The sequence below is a fragment of the Noviherbaspirillum sp. ST9 genome, from assembly GCF_048799745.1.
Classification (GTDB): domain Bacteria; phylum Pseudomonadota; class Gammaproteobacteria; order Burkholderiales; family Burkholderiaceae_D; genus Noviherbaspirillum.
Genome location: NZ_JBLWFR010000001.1, coordinates 24,796 through 43,716, shown reverse-complemented (window position 1 = coordinate 43,716; position 18,921 = coordinate 24,796). Strand labels below are relative to the sequence as shown.

General features: G+C 63.7%; 13 protein-coding genes. 2 read left to right on the top strand and 11 right to left on the bottom strand.

Features of this window, described 5'->3' with window-relative positions:
* Window positions 1–3: 3 nt before the first annotated feature.
* Complete coding sequence (locus tag ACNOHI_RS00155) at window positions 4–2,907, bottom strand: EAL domain-containing protein (RefSeq protein ID WP_420473228.1); 2,904 nt, start codon at window positions 2,905–2,907, stop codon at window positions 4–6.
* On the opposite strand from ACNOHI_RS00155, the gene ACNOHI_RS00150 reads away from it, so the two are divergent.
* Window positions 2,794–3,309, top strand: a complete 516-nt coding sequence (locus tag ACNOHI_RS00150; protein WP_420473246.1) for a hypothetical protein — start codon at window positions 2,794–2,796, stop codon at window positions 3,307–3,309. The two genes, ACNOHI_RS00155 and ACNOHI_RS00150, sit on opposite strands and share 114 nt — an antisense overlap.
* Before the next feature lie 228 nt (window positions 3,310–3,537).
* Here the strand turns inward: ACNOHI_RS00150 and ACNOHI_RS00145 are convergent, their stop codons facing one another.
* Both ACNOHI_RS00145 and ACNOHI_RS00140 read right to left on the bottom strand, forming a co-directional pair.
* On the bottom strand, window positions 3,538–4,212 hold the full coding sequence (locus ACNOHI_RS00145) for a hypothetical protein (RefSeq protein WP_420472599.1): 675 nt from the start codon (window positions 4,210–4,212) through the stop codon (window positions 3,538–3,540).
* Between the two features lie 107 nt (window positions 4,213–4,319).
* Window positions 4,320–6,023, bottom strand: a complete 1,704-nt coding sequence (locus tag ACNOHI_RS00140; RefSeq protein ID WP_420472598.1) for a sensor domain-containing diguanylate cyclase — start codon at window positions 6,021–6,023, stop codon at window positions 4,320–4,322.
* A gap of 161 nt (window positions 6,024–6,184) precedes the next feature.
* On the opposite strand from ACNOHI_RS00140, the gene ACNOHI_RS00135 reads away from it, so the two are divergent.
* Entirely contained in the window at window positions 6,185–7,066 is an 882-nt protein-coding gene (locus ACNOHI_RS00135) for a DMT family transporter (RefSeq protein WP_420472597.1), read from the top strand.
* 4 nt (window positions 7,067–7,070) lie between these two features.
* On the opposite strand, the gene ACNOHI_RS00130 is transcribed toward ACNOHI_RS00135, so the two are convergent.
* The 8 genes from ACNOHI_RS00130 to ACNOHI_RS00095 all read right to left on the bottom strand — a co-directional run bounded on the left by ACNOHI_RS00130 (window position 7,071) and on the right by ACNOHI_RS00095 (window position 18,703).
* Window positions 7,071–10,253: a DUF748 domain-containing protein gene (locus tag ACNOHI_RS00130; RefSeq protein WP_420472596.1), complete on the bottom strand. Its 3,183-nt coding sequence runs from the start codon at window positions 10,251–10,253 to the stop codon at window positions 7,071–7,073.
* A gap of 61 nt (window positions 10,254–10,314) precedes the next feature.
* Window positions 10,315–10,584, bottom strand: coding sequence for a DUF4389 domain-containing protein (locus tag ACNOHI_RS00125; RefSeq protein ID WP_420472595.1), 270 nt, complete (start codon window positions 10,582–10,584; stop codon window positions 10,315–10,317).
* 11 nt (window positions 10,585–10,595) lie between these two features.
* A complete protein-coding gene (locus ACNOHI_RS00120; RefSeq protein ID WP_420473227.1) occupies window positions 10,596–11,183 on the bottom strand; it encodes an NAD(P)H-dependent oxidoreductase in 588 nt (195 codons plus the stop codon).
* Window positions 11,184–11,427: 244 nt separating this feature from the next.
* Complete coding sequence (locus tag ACNOHI_RS00115) at window positions 11,428–14,526, bottom strand: efflux RND transporter permease subunit (RefSeq protein WP_420473226.1); 3,099 nt, start codon at window positions 14,524–14,526, stop codon at window positions 11,428–11,430.
* Window positions 14,527–14,541: 15 nt separating this feature from the next.
* Window positions 14,542–15,702: an efflux RND transporter periplasmic adaptor subunit gene (locus ACNOHI_RS00110; RefSeq protein WP_420472594.1), complete on the bottom strand. Its 1,161-nt coding sequence runs from the start codon at window positions 15,700–15,702 to the stop codon at window positions 14,542–14,544.
* Window positions 15,703–15,742: 40 nt separating this feature from the next.
* Entirely contained in the window at window positions 15,743–17,131 is a 1,389-nt protein-coding gene (locus tag ACNOHI_RS00105) for an efflux transporter outer membrane subunit (RefSeq protein ID WP_420472593.1), read from the bottom strand.
* A gap of 141 nt (window positions 17,132–17,272) precedes the next feature.
* Window positions 17,273–17,560 (bottom strand): GNAT family N-acetyltransferase, encoded by a 288-nt coding sequence (locus ACNOHI_RS00100; protein ID WP_420472592.1) that lies wholly within the window; start codon window positions 17,558–17,560, stop codon window positions 17,273–17,275.
* A gap of 87 nt (window positions 17,561–17,647) precedes the next feature.
* Window positions 17,648–18,703 (bottom strand): GNAT family N-acetyltransferase, encoded by a 1,056-nt coding sequence (locus tag ACNOHI_RS00095; protein ID WP_420472591.1) that lies wholly within the window; start codon window positions 18,701–18,703, stop codon window positions 17,648–17,650.
* Window positions 18,704–18,921: the final 218 nt, after the last annotated feature.

The window sequence follows — 18,921 nt, the reverse complement described above, 5'->3', positions numbered from 1 at the left end:
CCGCTATCGGTGGACATGCTGGCTCCGATACCACTGTGCGAACTCCGGTGCAGGTAACGGATGACTGACCCAGAATCCCTGGGCGTGGTCGCAGCCTTCGTTTCGCAGATATCCCAGGGTTCCTTCGGATTCAATGCCTTCCGCCACGATCTCAAGATTCAATGCACGGCCGAGGGCAATCATGGCTCTGGTGATGGCTCGGCTTGCAGGATCGCCATCGATGCGGCGCACGAACGACTGGTCGACCTTGAGTTTGTCCAATGGCAGGCTCGAGAGGCTGCTTAGGCTGGAATACCCGGTGCCGAAATCGTCCAGCGCAACCTTTACGCCAAAGGACTTAAGCTGGTTCAGTATCTCGATCGCCTCATCAACGTTGTCCATGACAGTGCTCTCGGTCACTTCAACCTGGATGCCGCACGGGTCGATGCCATTTTCAGCCACGATTGTTCCCAGCCGCTCGGCGAAGTCACGCTGCCGGAACTGAAGCGGTGATACGTTGATGGCAATGGCGACCTGCAATCCGTCGTCCAGCCACGCCGCGTGCTGGCGGCAAGCCTCCGCCGCTACCCACTCGCCGAGTTCTCCGATCAAACCGGCAGATTCGGCGACAGGGATGAATCTCGCGGGACTGATTGCCTGGCCGTCTTTGCTAGCGAGACGCAGCAGCGCTTCAGCACCGATCAACTTGCCACTCTTGACCTCCACTACCGGCTGGTAGTGAAGTTCGAGGCCGCCGTGCCGGAGCGCCTCCTTCAGTCTTGCCTCCAATGCATAGGCTGCGTCGGCTTGCCAGTCCAGTTCCGGCCTGTAGAACTGGTAGTTCGCACGCCCCGACTGCTTCGCCCTGTACATCGCCAGATCTGCGGTGTGAATCAGCTCGCTGATGTTAGTGGCGTGCTCCGGGTAGTAGCTGATTCCGATGGAGGGTGAAACCGACAACTCGAGGCGATCGATCAGAAAGGGCCGTCCGATGCTGTCAATGACGTGTTCGGCGACGACTGCCGCCGGGTAAAGGCCGGCGTCGACGTGCGGCAAGACGACGACGAACTCGTCGCCGCCCAAGCGGCCCACCACGTCCTCCTGCCGCGTGCAGCCGACAAGTCGCCTGGCGACTTCCTTCAGGACGCGGTCGCCGATCTCATGTCCATAGATGTCATTGATGGGCTTGAAGCGGTCGAGATCGATGAACAGAAGCGCGCCGCGACTGTGGTTCCGGCGCGCTGCGGCGATGAGGTGGCTGCCATACTCGAAAAGAAGCGCTCGATTCGGCAGACCGGTCAGCGGGTCGTGCAGCGCTGCTTCGCGGATACGTTGTTCCGCCAGCTTGCGCTCGTTGATATCCGTATGCGCGCCGACCAGACGGACGGGCTTTTTTAATGAATCGCGCTCGGCTGCCGTCGCTTGTGAAAGGATCCAGTGCCAACTACCGTCCTTGGCGCGCAGGCGCAATTCACGCCAATAACTGTCACGTCGCCCTTCAATCACATCGCGAATCATTTCAGGTACACCCTGCAGATCGTCCTCATGGATGAGCGAAACCCACTCGGGCCATGTCTTCATATCACCAGGCTCGTATCCCAGCATCGTGTGCAGCAGATCACTGGTGGAAATGATCTCCTGCGTCACGACGTCCATCTCCCAAACAGCCGTGCCGGCTGCCTTCAGCGCCAGGGACAGCCGCTTTTCGCTCTGCTGCAGTGCGGCTTCCGCATCTTTGCGGGCGGTGATGTCGGTGAAGATTACCGTGCATTCGCCGCGCTTCGGGCTGTAGGCATAGAGCGCGATCCACTGCTTGATGGGTGGGAAGTAGAACTCGAAGTCGCTGTCGCCGCCTTGCAGCGCAATGCGGCCGAATTCGCCCATGAAGTCGAACTCGAAATCCCGGATTCCGGGAAAAACTTCGGTCACCCGTTTTCCGACCACGTCTTCGCGCTTCATGCTGATCATGCGCAGGCAAGCGTCGTTCATTGCCTCGTAGACATAATCGACCACCCGCCCCGCCTCGTCCATGACCATGCGCTGGTGGGCGACGCCCATGGTCTTGTTGTTGAACAACGCCTTGTAGCGCTTTTCGCTGTCCTGCAGGGCTTCCTGCATGCGCTTTTGCTTGGTGATGTCGCGGAACAGGATGGCAAACCTGCCAAGCCTGGGGCAATAGACGCGGACGTCATAGTGACGCTGGGTGTCGCTGTTGTAACTCTCGATACGATCCGGCTGCCCTGTCAAGGCCACGGCACAGTAACGATCGATCCACGTCTGCTCCAGCTGGGGCAGCACTTCCCGAAGCGGTCGGCCTTCGATGCCGCGGGCAATGCCCGTCTGCGTGTAAAAAGCCTCGTTGACTTCCAGATAGCGATAATCGACGGGCCTGCCCTGACTGTCGAGGATCGGTTCGCCGAGGGCGAATCCTTCGACCATGTTGGCGAACAAGGTCCGGTATCGTTCTTCGCTCACCCGCAAGCGATGCAACGCCTCACTCAGCTCGATGTTTCGACCGAATACGTCAAGTTCGGACGCCGGCCCTGTCATCGTAGACGGCACTGCTATGCCGTCACGCCGTCCATGTTGCTGACCGAATCGAATGTACCTGGTGACGTCTTCGACCCGGTGGATCAGGTAGAGAATCTGTCCTTGGTCGTCAAGGACCGGCGCATTGACGGGGCTCCACCAGCGTTCTTCAAAACCCCCACCTTGCTCCAATGGCCGTCGGATGTCGTACTTTTGCACCGGCATCGTGTCCGGCAAACGGGTGTTCAGCACGCGCTCAAGCGAATCTCGCAGTCTGCTGACGCCATGCGCATTCAGATCATCTGGGTTATCCGGAAAAATCTCGAACATGTGATGCCCAAGAATGTTGCCCCGGCGAGTCATCGTGATCGCGAGATATGCGTCATTGACGGCAACGATATTGAATTCCGGGGAGAGAATCAGTTGCGGAACGGGGTTGGCTTCAAATATTCGACGAAATTCGCTTGCTTCCGGGATATGTGGCCGCCTGCAATCGCAATCCACGATAATGCTCCAAAAAACTATTGGCGATCATTGTCTTATTCAGTTCTTCAATACCAGTTGCGTACAAACTTGATATTGGAAACCATAAAGCGACGACAGTTCCGTCATGACAAGAAAGAGAATACAGCTTCGCAAGCAACCCGCGCCGCTAACGAATACCTGGCGGAAATGGCCGGACCAAATCGAGAATGGTCGAACGAGCTCGCTGGAGCAACTATGCGTGGTATGAAAATGTCCGGCTTGGCGGTCTATGGAAAGCACCGTGCACTCAATAGCTGGCCACACGACTTTGAATGATGTAACAACGACAGGCGGCTCCTGGCCGATTGATGACAAACATTGACGTGCTTGAACGATTTACGTGACAGTTAAAAAACGCCTGCATAAAATTTCTCCTCGATGGCGCGCTCAACCCAGCCCCTCGCATCAAAACCTCACGCAGGAAGTCAATCGATTATCCCTACCCATAGCCAGCAAGCCGGCGACCAGCTGCATTATTTTCGGACCACCCTGCTCCCCTGGCACCTACTTCTTTACCGACAGGGTAATCGTCGTCCCGGTAAGGTCGATATTCCGGATGCTGATGCTGCCAAAGCTCGCGCCCGACCTGTCGCCCTTCACGCGGATGTGTTCCATCGAGATCTCCTCGATCGTGCTCGGCATGCTTAGCCTGATCGATCCGTCTGCATCCACCATGGCCTGCGCGCTCGAGGCCTCATAGGAAATCCCCTTGACGGTGACGTCGGCGTCGAGGAAATGCAGCACGGGATTCACCAGGGTTGCCAGGGCGCGCAAGTGGTCGAGGCCGTTGCCTTTCGACTTGTCGAGGTAGAGTTCGCGCACGAAGTCCGGCAATCCGGCGGCGGAGACCGCGTCCAGGTCATCGTCGGAAAGTTCGTGCACGCTCACGGCCTGGACAGTGTCCATCGGCGGCATGGGCGCGGCGGCCAGTGCTTCGAGCGGGGCAAACATGGCGGAGGCGAAGGCGGCGATCAGCCGCAGATCCCGCTGCTTCTTCAGCGCGCGCTGGATGTGTTCCTGGGTGAGCAGGTTGGCGCTGGCAAGGATTTCACCCAGGCGTTTGCCCGTCTCCTTTTGCAGCGCGATCGCTTCGGCAAGCTGCTCTTCGGTAATCAGGCGCTGCCTGACCAGCAACTGGCCGAGCAGGAGCTGTTCGGCATTGGGTCTTAGCCATCCCATGATCGTCACCTTGTATCGATACCGTTGGTGAAATCATCTTACCCGTGACGGGAATGCGTTCGATCAACATGGCTTGCAAGGTCAAGAGATGGCTTGCACGGGTCGAATTATCCCGCTGCGCGGGCCTTCTTCCGTTCGAACATGCGATGATCCGCCACCTTCAGCAGGGCATCGACGTCGAGGCCGTCGCCCGGATACTGGGCCCAGCCGATCGACGCGCCGACGCATGCGGTCGCGCCCGAGGGCAAGGCGATGGGCACCTGGATCGCCTGCAGGAGCTTGGTGCGCACCGCGCCGATGTCGTCCACGGAGAGCGCGCCGTGCAGGTAGACCACGAACTCGTCCCCGCCGAAGCGCGCGACCTCATCGTCGGAGCGCAATGCGCTCTTCAGCCGCGTCGCGATTTCGGCCAGCACCTTGTCGCCGGCATCGTGGCCGTGCTGGTCGTTGACCTGCTTGAAGAAGTCGAGGTCGACAAACAGGAGGGCAAAGCGCAGCGGCTGGATCTCCGTCGCGGCGTGCGCGCGGAACTCGATGCGCGAGGCGAGGGACTGGCGATTCAGCACGCCGGTCAGCTTGTCGGTCCGCAGGTTGCGTTCCATCTCCTGCAGGCTCTTTGCAAGCAGCCCGATTTCATCCGCGCGGCGGATGTCGAGCGGTTCGAGCGGACGGCCGAGGCCGATGCTTTCAGCGGCAGCGGTGAGCTTGCGGATGTCGGTCAGCACCCAGTGCAAGAGCGAGGCACCCATCGCGAGCAGGACCAGGACGGCGAGAATGGCGATGCCAATGCTTTGGTAAAACACCGTGGACACGTTGCCAATGAAATCGGCGCGCGGGATGGCGACGATGGAAATCCACTCCAGGCCGATCGGGTCGCGCAGCAGGGTCGCGCCGACCTGGATGGTGCCGCCTTCGTTGTCGAATTCGCGCGAGACCGGCGTCTCCAGGCGCTCGCCGTTCGCCTGCCACGCCTTGACCTGATCCCAGGCTTGCCGCAACAGGGGCGAGTTGCTTTGCTCTGCCTTGAGCCGGACAAGGGCGTCGCCCTGCATCCTGAAAGGCCGCTCATTGGTGGAGGTGGCGATGATGGCACCCGAACGCTCGACCACGAAGGCGACGCCGTTGCGGCTGACCGACAGGGACTTGAAAAACTCGGTCAGCTGGCTGAGGGACAAATCGGTGGCGGCGACGCCGACCAGCTGTTCGTCCGATCCGTAGGCAGGCTTGGAGAGGGTCAGCGTCGGTTCGCGCGTGGTGAAGTCGGTATAGACCGGCGACCAGCTTTCGCGGCCATTCATCACGGCGGTCTTGTACCACGGACGCGTGCGCGGATCGTAATCGTCGAAACGCAGCAGGCCGAGACGTTTGCCCGGCGCGGCGACACTGAAGACGTCGCGGACGGAAGAATCCGGTTTGCGCAGCCGAAGTTCAATCATGTCCAGCTTGCGCATGATGCCGACAAAACTGCCGTCGGCGCCGCCGAAATACACATAGTTGTTTACCGCCGGGAAGAATCCCGTGGCGATCCACAGCTGCCGTTCCAGTTCATCCTGGCTGCGCGGCACCAGGATCGGCGCCGTCGTGTAATCGGCGGGCGAATAGATCGGATTCGGCACGACCGTGTTCAGCGCAACCCGGGCGCCGATCAACTGGTTCTCGGTTTCGTTGGTGACGCGCTCCACCATGTTCAGCAGGACCGTCTGCGAAAACTCCCTGCCGGCATATTCGCTCGACCGGTACGACGCCCAATAGATCACCCCTGCCAGTGCAAGCAGCAGCAGCAGGAACGGCACAACGAGGACGCGTTGCAAGGACGACAAATGCGGCATGAGCAGGGAGGACGCAAATGGAAACAGCGAACAAATATCATACCGAAATTTCCGTGCGGAAATATCCCATGTAATAGAGATAGGCCGAAATGAGACGATTGTCGGCGCAAGCGTGCAAATGACCTGCCCGGTATGATGCTGCGATGCACGAAAACACCACCCACCGCCGCATCGGCCTCACCCAGATCCACATCGCCGTCCTGCTTGCCGGAGGCGCCGGTTTGTTTGCCAAGCTGGTGCCCGTCAGCCCGATGGTCCTGACGTCGGGGCGCACCATCTTCGGAAGTCTGGCACTGCTCGGTTTTGCCATCCTGACAAAGGCGTCGCTGCGCGTACGGAATCGCAAGGACCTGTTCGTCCTGCTTGCGTCCGGCATGATCCTGGCCGCGCACTGGTTTACCTTTTTCCTGTCGATCCAGGTGTCCAGCGTCGCGATCGGCCTGCTGGCGTTCTCGACCTTCCCGCTGTTCACGACCTTTCTCGAGCCGCTGGTGCTTGGGGAGCGCCTGCGCCGGCAGGATGTCGTGACCGCCATAGTCGTGACGGTGGGCCTGGGCCTGGTGACGCCGAGTTTCGATTTCGGCAACCAGCTGACCCAGGGCCTGTTGTGGGGAATACTCTCGGCGTTCTGCTACGCGGTGCTGTCGCTGCTGAGCCGCTCCACCAGCAGCAGCTATCCCGCGGCGACCATTGCGTTCTATCAGCAGGGATTCGCGGCGCTGTGCTCGCTGCCGTTTGCATTGCAATGGGAAGGGGCGCTGGCGGCGAAGGATGTGCTGAATCTTGCTTTACTCGGCGTCGTGTTCACGGCGCTGCTGCAGGGGCTGGTGGTGGCCAGCCTGCGCCACCTGCGCGCGCAGACGACCAGTGTGGTGTTCGGCCTCGAACCGGTCTACGGCATCCTGCTCGCCTGGATCGTGATCGGCGAGGTGCCCGCCCTCCGGACGGTGGCGGGCGGCGTCTTGATCTGCGGCGCGGTGCTGTGGGCGTCATTCAGCCATGGGAAGGCTGCGGCACACGGATAGACGGCTACTTCAGCGAGAAATCCACCCTGCTCGCCGGCTTGCCGCGCTCTGCAGCGCCGTCCACCTTCGCCGCCACGATGAACATCCGGTCCGCCGACACCTGCCCGTTCTTCTGCAGCCAGTTCTTCACCGCCTGCGCGCGCTGGTTGCCGAGTGACAGGAGATCGTCCTCGTCGACGTCGGCGTTGGCGGACATCAGCTTTTCCATCTCCTCCACCGGCAGATCCTTCGGCAAGCCGATCACGTTGCGCGGCTTCGGGAACTTCTCGTCCCGGTAGGCGCGCAGCAACAGGCCCGGGTACTCTTCGCGGCTGACCGTGACGCTGCCCGGCTCGACCTCGACGCCCTTTGCGCGCAGGTCTCGGATCTTCAGCGCGCGCACCTTGCGTTCGACCGACACATGCTTCAGTCCCTCGCGGTCCGCTTCCGGATCCACGCGGCCGCCGATGTCGAGGCGCAGGCCGGGACGTTCGGCCAGTGCCTTGGCGAGCCCGCGCAGTTTTTCCTCGGCGGCGGCGGGGATGGATGCGCGTCCCGGCTCGAACGCCATGTTCGACAGCTCCGCGCCGCCGCCAAACAGCGCCCCAAGCAGGGCAAAGGGCTGGGTGACCGCCTTGGCAATGGTGTTGCCGATGATCTTGAAGATGATTGCGCCGATGGAGAATTGCGGATCGTCGAGCGAGCCCGCGATCGGCAGGTTGAGGTCGATGACGCCGTTGCGGTCGGACAGCAGCGCAACGGCAAAGCGCACCGGCAGGCTGGTGGCTTCGGGGCTTTGAACCTTGTCGCCGAAGGTGAGCTGCTCCAGCACCAGGCGGTTCTCGGCACTGAGCTTGCGGTTGTCGACCTGGTAGCCGACTTCGAAGGACAGCTTGCCCTTCTCGATGCCGTAGCCGACATATTTGCCGGAATAGGCCGACAGCGGCGCGAGTTCCATGCCGCGCACGTTGGCCTTGATGTCGAGGAAAAGATCGCCGCGCAGCGGGTTGATGCGCCCGCCGACCGCGAGCGGCGCGCCGTTGACCTCGCCGCGCAAATCGACGTCCGCACGGCTGGCCGGATCGGACGACAGCCCGGATACCACGCCGCCAAACTGCGACAGGCTGGCGGAATAGTTGGGCTTGATGAAATTGTCGGTGAAGCGCACCCGGCCACCCTGCAGACTCACGCGCTTGATCGTGACCGGCGGCATGGGCGACGCGCGGCCGCCATTGTCCGCCTTCGGCGCATCACCGGCGTCGGCATCGCCGCGCACGATGTCCTGCAGGTTGATGCGCCCGCTCGGATCGATGATGACGCGTGCGAAGAAGTCCGCAAGCGCCAGCTGGTCGACCGCGACCGCAAGTGGTTCGAGACGCACATCAACGCCGCCGGCATGCAGCGACTTCCAGCGCAGGAAATCGTTGTTGCCCGCCTTGTCCACCGTCGCCAGGTTGCCAACCGTGACGTCGCCCTTGAAGCCGCCGCGCAGCTTGCCCTCCTTGTCCTCATCGAGCTGCACCCGTCCCTTCGACGACAGGTTGGCGCTGGTGGCGCGCAGGTTGACCTTTGCGGTGATGAAGGGTTGCAGGGGCAGGATGTCGACCGCCTTGATGTCGAGTGCAAGGTCGGCATGCAGCGGCGCCAGGCCAACGGCGCCATTGACCGCCAACTGTCCCGACTTGTTGACCCCGGCCTTCAGGTCCAGGCGGGCGCGTGAGGCCGGTTCGGTCGACAGGCCTTCCATCGTCAGGTTGACCGGCGACACCGTCGTGACGACCGGTTCGCGCGCCCCCTGGTCTTCCATGCGGAAGGACCAGTTGCTGATGCCCGCGCGGGCGATGTTGACGGCGTACCCCTTGCCTTGTTCGGCGGCCTGTTGCTTCGGTTCCGGATTCCGCGACACGCCGGTTGCCGCGGGAAGGTTGCGGTTGACCAGGACGTCCGCACCGGCGGAAGTGATCTCGCCGATGTCGACGCTTTGTTTGCCGGTGTCGATCGCCAGCTTGCGCAGCGCGAGGTCGAGCTTGCCGGCGGAAGCGCGCAACGGATGGGCGGAATGCTCGTCCGCATAGCGCAAGGCGGCGTTGCGCACCGCCAGTTCGCCGAGCATCACCTTGAGCGCGAGCGGCTTGTCCGCCGTCTTCTGCGGCGCAGGGGCCGGTTCCGCCGGCGGCATGAGGCTGGCCAGGTTGAGCCGGCCATCCGGTGCGCGCGTCACGTCCGCCTGCAGGCCGTCGAGGCGAATGCGCGACAGGTCGATCCGGCCAGCGAAGACATCCGCTTCGTTCAGCGCGACGGCCAATTCCTGGAGCCGCAGGACGGGTTTTCCGGCCACGTCCGCGACCTGCAGCGATTTCAGCGCGGCTTCGCCCTGCAGCAGCAGCGCCTGTCCCTCGCCTCCCTGGCGGAAGCGGGCGGTGAGGTTCAAGTCCAGCTTTGCGCCCGAAATGCGCGCCTGCGGCTTGACGGGCAGGTATTCGATGTAGCGCGTCAGGTCGAGGCCATCGAGCCGGAGGTCAACCACCGCATCCGCCGGATCGGCAAAGGGGCGCGCCTTGCCCTTGAACTCGAACGGTGCACCGTTGACCTTCGCGCGCAGCAGCGGCTCGACGAAGATGTCGACCTGCGAGGGCAGCGACGACACGAAGGGAATGCCGAGCGCGATGTCAGTGACGGCATGCGAGGCTCTTGCAGGCCGGTCGTCAAACGCAATGCGGCCGCCATCGATCTGGATGTTATTGACAGCGAAGCGCGCGGGTGCGTCCGAGGGCGGCTGGCTGGAGGCCAGTTCGACGATGTCGTCGATGTTGTAGCGGTGCGGCGCGGTGCGCGCCAGGTGCACATAGGGCGCGGAGAGACGCACCTCGCGCACGACCGGCGCCAGGCGCAGCAGCGATTCCGACGAGAGATTGACGTGCAGCAGGTCGAAGGAGGCGAAGACTTCTTCGCTCTTGCGCTCCCGCACCTTGACGTCGCGCAGCGTCAGCGTCAGCGCATACGGATTCACTTCCACCGCGCCGATGCTTGCCTCGCGCTGGAGCTTCTCGGCAATGATCGTTTCGGCCTGCGAGCGGATCACGCCAGGCAGGATGAAAAATCCGACGACGCCGTACGCGAACACCGCGCCGGCCAGGGTGGCTGCGCTACGACGCAGCGTCGGATGTGTTGCCCAGGCGGGCAGGCGGCGGGAAGTGGATGGCGGCATTACGCTTACCTTAGGTGCAACGGGTGTTGCACGATTCTACCAGCCGCGTTTCCCCTGCACATCAACCTGCGGGCCAGTCGCTGAACGGGAACGGTGTTTCCTCAGTCGCGAAGGTGAGGAATTGCACCACCTGCTTCAGGTAAGTGCCCACGCTGCGGCCGAAGTCCATCAGCCGCGCATTGGGTGCATCGTTCAACAGCACGATCAGGAACTGGATCACCGCCAGGATGAACAGCAGCGTGACCGATACCTGGTAGGCCAGCATCATCAGCAGCATGAACAGCGCGCGCATCCAGAGGCTGCGCGCGCCGGTGTTGGTTTGCTCATTCATGATCGGTCCTTTCAGGAGGCGAGCCTGCCGAGCTTATCCATCCGGGCGAACCACTTTTCGGCATCCTTTTCCTTCAGGTTGCCCACGCCGCCGATCAGCGATTCATGGACCGGAGAAATACCGACGAAGCCGAGGATGTTGCGCTCCAGCGATTTGATGCTGTGCGCGCGGAAGTACCAGCGGTAGACGGCGGCCGGCATGCCCATGGTGACGACGACACGCGCGGAACGGCCGGTGAGGCCCTTGCTCGTGAATGCATTCCTCTCTCCTTTGAATGCAAAGCCGGGCCGCGCGACCTGCTCGAGGAAGCCCTTCAGCAAGGCTGGCATGTCGCCCAGCCATAGCGGGAAAAAGAACACGATGTGCTCGGCCCACTTGATGGCGGCCTGTGCATCGGCGAGGCCGGACGGCAACGTGCCCTGCTCCCATTCCCGCTGGCTGCGCAGCAGAGGGAAGTCGAGCGTGGCAACGTTGAGGTGGCGGACTTCGTGCCGGGCGGCGAGCGCGCCGGTCGCGTAGGCGTCTGCCAGCGCATGGCAGAGGTGGCGCTGCGTGGAATCGGGGTGGGCTTGAACCAGGAGAACGTGCTTGCTCATGATGCCTCCCTTTGGTGTGCGGTCACAATGACACTGTCCGCCTGGGAGAGGGGGAAATCAATGAAATGGATCAAGGAAAATGTGACATATCGAGGAATGGGCGGTGCCTGGAATCATGATGGCGGGCACCGCTCTTCACTGCCGGCACGCCCTCTTCTCCCGTCGTTCCCGCCTGCGCGGGGATGACGGGGTTAGGGGGAGATGAAAACCGCCCTAACCTGCCCGCCCACGCAGGCAGGCACTCCCGTCACAGCTTGTCCTGCACCACCTCCGCCCGCCCCTTCGGATGCCTGCGCAACTTGTTCCTCACCTTCCGCACCAGCCCCTCGAAATCGTCCATGTAGGTAAACACCGCCGGCACCACCAGCAGGCTCAGCACCGTGGACGTAATCAAGCCGCCGATCACCGCGATCGACATCGGCGAGCGGAAGCTGGCGTCGGCCACACCAAGGCCGATCGCGATCGGCAGCATGCCCGCACCCATTGCCAGCGTCGTCATGATGATCGGACGCGCGCGCTTGTGGCAGGCATCGAGCAGCGCGTCAAAGCGCGACAGCCCGTGGTCGCGGCGGGCGACGATGGCGTATTCCACCAGCAGGATGGAGTTCTTGGTCGCAATCCCCATCAGCATGATCAGGCCGATCAGCGACGGCATCGAGAAACTCTTCTGCGCGACCAGCAGGCCGACGAAGGCGCCGCCGAGCGACAGCGGGAGCGCGGCGAGAATCGTCACCGGATGCAGGAAGTCCTTGAACAGCAGCACCAGCACGATGTAGATGCACAGCACGCCGGTCAGCATCGCCAGGCCGAAGCTGGCGAACAGTTCGCCCATCACCTCGGCGTCGCCGACTTCGACCACCCGTACGCCCGGCGGGAGATTCTGTACCGCCGGCAGCTTGTGCACCAACGCGGTCACGTCGCCCAGCGGCAGGCCGGACAGTTCGATTTCGAAGTTGATGTTGCGCGAACGGTCGTAACGGTCGATCACCGCGGGGCCGCCGGTGACTTCGAGGTCGGCGATCTGGCCGAGCATGACCGGCCCGCGCCTGCCGGGCACCGTCAGCCTTTCCAGCACGCCGAGGTCTTCGCGCGCGGCCTCGTCCAGCTTGACCACGATGGGTACCTGGCGCTGCGACAGGTTCATCTTCGGCAAGGACACGTCGTAATCGCCGACGGTCGCAATGCGCAGGGTCTCGCCGATGGCGCTGCTGGTGACGCCAAGGTCGGCTGCGCGGGCGAAGTCGGGACGGATGGCGATTTCCGGACGGATCAGGCTGGCAGTCGAGGCGACGTTGCCCAGGCCGGGAATGGTGCGCAGGTCTTTCTCAACGGCCAGCGCCGCCGCGCGCAGCGCATTGGCATCCTCGCCGGTCAGCACGAGGATGTATTTCTCCCCCGAGCCACCGAGTCCGACCTTGGTGCGCGCGCCGGGCAATTGTTCGAGCGCGGTGCGGATATTGGCCTCGATCCCTTGCTTGCGCGGACGATCGCCGCGCGGCGTGAGCTGGATGGTCAGCGTGGCCTTGCGCGCCTCGGCCGCGCCCTGCGGTGCAAACGGGTCGCCGCCGGCGCTGCCGCCGCCGATCGTGGTGTAGACGCTCTTGACGTGTTCGACACGGGAGATCAGCGCGCGCGCATGTTCCGCGGCTTTCATGGTGTTGGCCAGCGTCGATCCGGGCGGCAGTTCAATGTACACCTGCGTCTGCGAATTGTCGTCCGGCGGAATGAAGCCGGTGGGCAGCAGCGGGATCAGCATGATGGAGCCGATGAAGAACAGCGTGGCCGCGATCATCGTCGTCATCCGGTGCTTCAGGCACCAGCCGGCCCATTTCATGTAGGTCTTCATCCAGCGCGGGTCGCCATGGTCGTCGACGATGGGCTTGAGGATGTAGGCGGCCATCATCGGTGTCAGCACACGCGCCACCACCAGCGAGGCGAACACCGCGAGCGAGGCGGTCCAGCCGAACTGCTTGAAGAACTTGCCGGCCACGCCGCTCATGAAGGCGGTCGGCAGGAACACCGCGATCAGGGTGAAGGTGGTGGCGATCACCGCCAGGCCGATCTCGTCGGCCGCCTCCATCGCTGCCTGGTAGGGCGTCTTGCCCATGCGCAGGTGACGCACGATGTTTTCCACTTCCACGATGGCGTCGTCGACCAGGATACCGATCACCAATGACAACGCGAGCAGCGTGACGACGTTGATCGAAAAACCGAGGAGGTACATGCCGATGAAGGCGGGGATCACCGACAGCGGCAGGGCGACCGCCGACACGAAGGTCGCGCGCCAGTCGCGCAGGAAGAGCCAGACCACGACCACGGCGAGCAGCGCGCCTTCGAGCAGCAGCTGCATCGAACCGTCGTACTCCTCCTCCACCGGCGTGACGAAGTTGAAGGCCTCGGTGATTTCAAGATCGGGGTACTGTTCCTTCAACTCGGCCAGCGCTTTCTGCACGGCCGCGCCGACCGTGACTTCGCTCTCGCCCTTGCTGCGCGACACTTCGAAGCCGACCACCGGCTTGCCGTTGAGCAGGGCGGCGGAACGGCGTTCGGCGATGGTGTCGCTGACGTTGGCGACTTCATCGAGGCGGATGCGGCGGCCGTCGGACAGGGGCAGTTCGAGACGCGCCAGCTCCTCGGCGGATTTCACCGTGGCGAGGGTGCGCATCGGCTGTTCGCCGCCGCCCAGGTCGGCGCGGCCGCCGGCGCTTTCGCTCTGCATCATCCGCAGCTGGCGCGAGATGTCGGCCGCGGTTGCGCCAAGCGCCAGCATCTTGCCGGGGTCGAGCGCCACGCGCACTTCGCGTGCGACGCCGCCCACACGATTGACCGCGCCGACGCCACGTACCGACAGCAGCTTGCGCGAGATATCGTTGTCGACGAACCAGGACAAGGCTTCCTCGTCCATGCGCGGCGAATAGATCGTGAAGGCGAGCACCGGCTGGGCGGCGAGATCCATCTTGTTGACGATGGGATCGCGCACATCGCCCGGCAAGTCAGCGCGTACCCGCGCTACTGCCGAGCGGACGTCGTCCACCGCTTCCTGCACCGGTTTCTCGAGGCGGAACTCGGCGGTGAGCGTAACGCCGCCGTCCTGCACCTTGGTATAGATGTGCTTGAGGCCCTGCACGGTGGCGATCGAATTCTCGATCTTGCGCGCGACTTCGGTTTCGAGCTGCGCGGGTGCGGCGCCAGGGAGGGATACCGACACGCTGACCGTGGGCAATTCGATATCCGGGAAATTCTGGATCTTCATGCCCTTGAAGGAGAGCACGCCGGCAAAGGTCAGCATCACGAACAGCATGACCGCCGGTATCGGGTTCCTGATCGACCAGGACGATACATTCATCATTGGGTGCGCTCCTTATTTCGCCGCGGGCTTGCCGTTCGCATCCGTTCCATTGGCGGACATGTCGCTCGCCAGGCGCACGAGATCGCCGTCGTTGAGGAAGCCTGCGCCGCTCACCACGATGGCCGCGTCGGCCTTCAGCCCTTCCAGGATTTCGACGCGGTCGCCGATGCGGCGTCCGGTCCTGACCTTGACCTGCTGCACGCGGTTCTCGGGCGTCACGCGGAACACATAATTGAATCCGTCGCGCAACACGACCGCCTGCTGCGGCACGGTCAACGCGGAAGAGGTGCCGAGGTCGAACTCGCCGCGCGCAAACATGCCGGCCTTCGCGGGCGGCGTGTTCTCGTTTGATGCGGTCAGGTCGACATAGACGATGGCCGCGCGGTTCTGCGGGTCGACGGTCGGGCCGACCATGCGCACCTTGCCTTTCAGCTCGGCGCCGTTGACGGCGACGATGGATGCCGGTGTGCCGGTCTTCACACGGCCGAGTTCCGCCGAGGTGACCTCGGCACGCCATTCAAGGCGGCCGCGGCGGATCATGCGGAACAATTCTGTCCCGGCGGGCACGACGGCGCCGACGGTGGCGGCGCGCGCGGAAATGACGCCGCTGTCCGGTGCCACCACCTGCACCTTCTTCAGGCGGAGCTGTTGTGCGCAGAGCGTCGCCTTGGCCGCTTCAACCTTGGCCTTCTGCGTCTGTTCGGCGGTGAGGTACTGGTTGATCTGCGCCTCGCTCAGCGCGCCGGTGCTCTGCAGGGTGCGCGCACGGGCCGCATTGGCGGCGGCCTCGGCGGCATTGGCCTCCGCCTCCATCAGTGCGGCCCGGGCCTGGGCCACGTCTGCGGCGACGGATTCATTGGCAAAGGTCGCCAGCACCTGTCCCGCGCGTACCTGGTCGCCGACGTTCACCAGCACGTCGGCCAGGCGCAGGCCATTTGATTCGCTGCCGATGATCGCTTCCTGCCACGCGGCGATGTTGCCGTTGGCCGCGAGGCGGATGGGCATGGAGACGGTCTGCGGACGGACCGTCGATACGGTCAGTGCAGGCTTCGGACCGGCGGCCTTCTTGTCGTCCGCCGCCGTGGAATCCTGGGACAGGAGTGTGGCCCCGCTGGCGAGGACAAGCAGCGCAACGAGGACGAAGGCGGCGGGTTTGAATTGGAATGGCTTCATGTCGTTGTTTCCGTCATTCATAGGTCGAGATCTTGCGTGTTCATTGCATTGCGGCGGTCCAGCCGCCGCCGGCGGCGCGATAGAGGGCGATCCATGCGGCGCGGCGCTCTCTTTCCAGCGCGACGAGCGCGTTTTCCGAGGCGAGCCGGTTGCGGCGTGCCTCTTCCAGCTCGACCAGGCTGGCGAGCCCGCTCTTGTAGCGCGCCTCCGTCGCATTGAACGACGACCGGTAGCCTTCGACCGCGATGCGCGCATCCTCGCCGCGCGCGGCGGTGCTGTTCAGGTTGACCAGTGCTTCTTCCACCTCGCGTACCGCCTGGCGCACACGCGCCCGATAGGTGGCGACGGCGGCCTCGTAGCGTGCCTGGGCCGCTTCGACGTTGGCCGCGCGGCGTCCGCCGTCGAAGACCGGCAGCGACAGGGCCAAGGGGCCGATGGACCATGTGGACAATTCCACATCGGTTCCGCCTGTACGGAAGCTGGCGCGCCCCACGGAACCGCTGAGCGACAGGCGCGGGAAGCGCTGCGCCTGCGCGCCGCCGATGTCGGCGCTGGCGGCGGCGACTTCGCGCTCGGCGGCAAAAACGTCGGGGCGCTGCGACAGCACTTGTGCCGGCAGGCTGTCGATGACGATGCCGGTCTCCGCGGCGGGCGCGGCAACGGTGGACAGTTTCTGCCGCAGTTCCGGCTCGGGCAGCGCCGTCAACGCGACCAGTGCCTTGGTGCCGGCGTCGCACTGCGCACGTTGCTGCGTCGCGCGCGCATTCGCTTCAGCCGCGCTCGCGCGGGCCAGGGCGGCGACTGCGGGGGCAGTGAAACCGGCCTGCCGGCTCAGGTCCGCCAGGCGCGCGGTTTCGCCGCGCGACGCGGCATCAGACAGGGCTATGGCAAGAAGGCCGTCACAGGCACGCTGGCTGTAATACAGGTTGGCCACTTCCGCCGCGACCGACACGCGCGCCTCGTGCCAGCCGGCGGTCGCGCCTTCAAGACGCGACTGCGCAGCATCACGTGCCGCCCTTCCCGCGCCGAACAGGTCGATCTCCCATGCGGACTGGAAGCCGGCCTGGGCCGTCGTTGCCATTGGCTGCGGGGGCTGCGCGCTGCTGCGGGCGACGCTTGCCCCCGCGTCCAGCGTCGGCAGCAACGCCGCACCGGAGGCGACACGCAGCGCGCGCGCCTCGTCGATCCGTGCACGCGCGGATGCGATCGTGGGACTTGCCGCCTGCGCCGACGCAATCAGCTGTGCCAGCATCGGATCGCCCTGCTGCTGCCACCATTGCGCGAGACCCGCGACGTTGCCGCCGTGCGGCAGGGGCGCGTGCCACTGCTGCGGTGCGATCGTTGCGAGCGGGGCCGGCGGCTCGGGGGTTGCACACGCGGCGAGCACCATGGGCAGACCAACGGCGAGAAGCTTTTGACGTTTGTTCATGGTTCTTTTTGTTGTGGCGTTTCGCGACGGCGACGCGTGAGTGAGGGTGTCGTCATGTCTCAGTAAAAGACAAGTGTGTTCGAGGCGACTTGCGCCCGGCGCCGGCACTGCCGTTCCAATGTGAACGGCATGGAAGAAAAGTCAGTCTATCCTGACCGCCGCGCCGTATTCCGGATGGCGGCCCAGGTAACCGGCGATGAACTCGCAACGGGCAACGATCTTCCGTCCGGCGGCTACGGTATCGTCCAGCGCAAGCTTCGCGAGCTTCGAACCATAGCCTTTTCCCTCGTGCCCCTCGCCCACCTCGGTATGCGTGAAGACAACCGCGTCGCCGTCGAGCTTGTACTCGGCGATACCGACGACTTCATCGTTATCGAGCAGTTCATAACGTTGCTGCTCGCTGTTGTTCCTCAGGGTTGCACCACTCATGATTCTCCCGTATTCAGTCTACGTCGGCACACACGTTGAAACTTGTCTTTCATTGCGCAATTGTAGTGCAAGGCCGACAAATCGGATTCAGCGTCCGCGCAAGCTTTTTGCCGCGCGCCATGCCGCCAGCGCCTTGCCCGCCAGGCGCCATGGAAGGGTGTGTCCCTGCCCGGCGCGATGCAGGACCCAGCGATTTGCGGCCAGGGTGGCGCCCTTGCAGGCCGTCTGGAATGCGCTGCCGGCATGGCGGACAAGCGCGCCCGGGGAACGATACAGCGCCAGATGATGAAATGCCTGGAACTCGCCGAGCAGCGCGGTCTTGTAGTCGTACCAGCTGTGGCCGAGGTGAAAGCGTTCCGCTCCCGTCTCGATGGCATGGCAGGCGGCGAGATAGCAGCACAGCATGCCGAGCCGGTACGAATCGAACTCGGCCTCATGGGTGTTCACGCGTGAGATGCAATTCTTTCCGAAGCGATACAGTAGCGTGCCGCCGCAGATACGCCCGTCGATGCTTGCCGCCAGCACCGCGCCGCACTGCCGGACGAGCGTGACAATGCGCTGCGCCTCCTCCTCATCGATGGCAAAGGCCATGCCTTTGGCCGCGATGCGAACGCGGCTCAGTTCGATGATGTGGCGGATCATGCCTTCGTCGGCTTCCGTCCGTTCGTACACGGCATGACGAAACGTGGGGAAATCGCGCTCCAGGCGGTGGCGGTGACGCTTCAGGTTCTTGCGCGTGGCCGGACCGAGGCGCGCAAGATATTCCTGCGGCGTGGACGGCAACGGAACGATGAAATCTTCGGCGCAGAAGGCTTGCTGGCGCAACAAGGGGATGTGCGACGCGGCCGTCTGCACGGCGTGGAATTCGATGACATCCACAAGGGGGGACTGTGCGAACATGTGGCGCGCAAAGCGGAGCACTTCGTCCGCGTCGAGCCGCATGCCTTCATTGACGACGCGGATCCGGCTGCCTTCGCGGCGAAAAAGGAAAACAGCTGCCGGCGTGCCATCCCTGTAGGCGACGTAAGTGCTGACACCTTCAAGGCTGGCGCAATGGCGAAAGTACGCAAGGGAGGAGTAGAGCGTTCCGTACAGCCTGTCCAGCTCGGGACCGACAAAGGAAGGCACTTCGTTGTCATGCACGGCGATTCCGGCCGGGGCCGGGACCGCGGAGAGGGGCTTCGCGTCGAATGGCACCGCGTATGGTGGACGCCTGCATCAATGGCAGCGTCGCGTTACCTGCAATATGAGGCGGAAAATCGCTCCGCCGGAGAGACTGCGAGCGTCTGACCGGGAGGGAAGTTCCCGCGCCCCCATCGCACGTGATCTTGTTCTACCGCAATCAAGTGCGTGTTGGCCTC

What these genes read in the sequence shown, in the direction of transcription:
- ACNOHI_RS00110 (WP_420472594.1), bottom strand. Translation starts at nt 15,702, where the DNA reads ATGAAGCCATTCCAATTCAAACCCGCCGCCTTCGTCCTCGTTGCGCTG.
- ACNOHI_RS00145 (WP_420472599.1), bottom strand. Translation starts at nt 4,212, where the DNA reads ATGGGATGGCTAAGACCCAATGCCGAACAGCTCCTGCTCGGCCAGTTG.
- ACNOHI_RS00105 (WP_420472593.1), bottom strand. Translation starts at nt 17,131, where the DNA reads ATGAACAAACGTCAAAAGCTTCTCGCCGTTGGTCTGCCCATGGTGCTC.
- ACNOHI_RS00100 (WP_420472592.1), bottom strand. Translation starts at nt 17,560, where the DNA reads ATGAGTGGTGCAACCCTGAGGAACAACAGCGAGCAGCAACGTTATGAA.
- ACNOHI_RS00115 (WP_420473226.1), bottom strand. Translation starts at nt 14,526, where the DNA reads ATGAATGTATCGTCCTGGTCGATCAGGAACCCGATACCGGCGGTCATG.
- ACNOHI_RS00150 (WP_420473246.1), top strand. Translation starts at nt 2,794, where the DNA reads ATGCGCATTCAGATCATCTGGGTTATCCGGAAAAATCTCGAACATGTG.
- ACNOHI_RS00130 (WP_420472596.1), bottom strand. Translation starts at nt 10,253, where the DNA reads ATGCCGCCATCCACTTCCCGCCGCCTGCCCGCCTGGGCAACACATCCG.
- ACNOHI_RS00135 (WP_420472597.1), top strand. Translation starts at nt 6,185, where the DNA reads ATGCACGAAAACACCACCCACCGCCGCATCGGCCTCACCCAGATCCAC.
- ACNOHI_RS00125 (WP_420472595.1), bottom strand. Translation starts at nt 10,584, where the DNA reads ATGAATGAGCAAACCAACACCGGCGCGCGCAGCCTCTGGATGCGCGCG.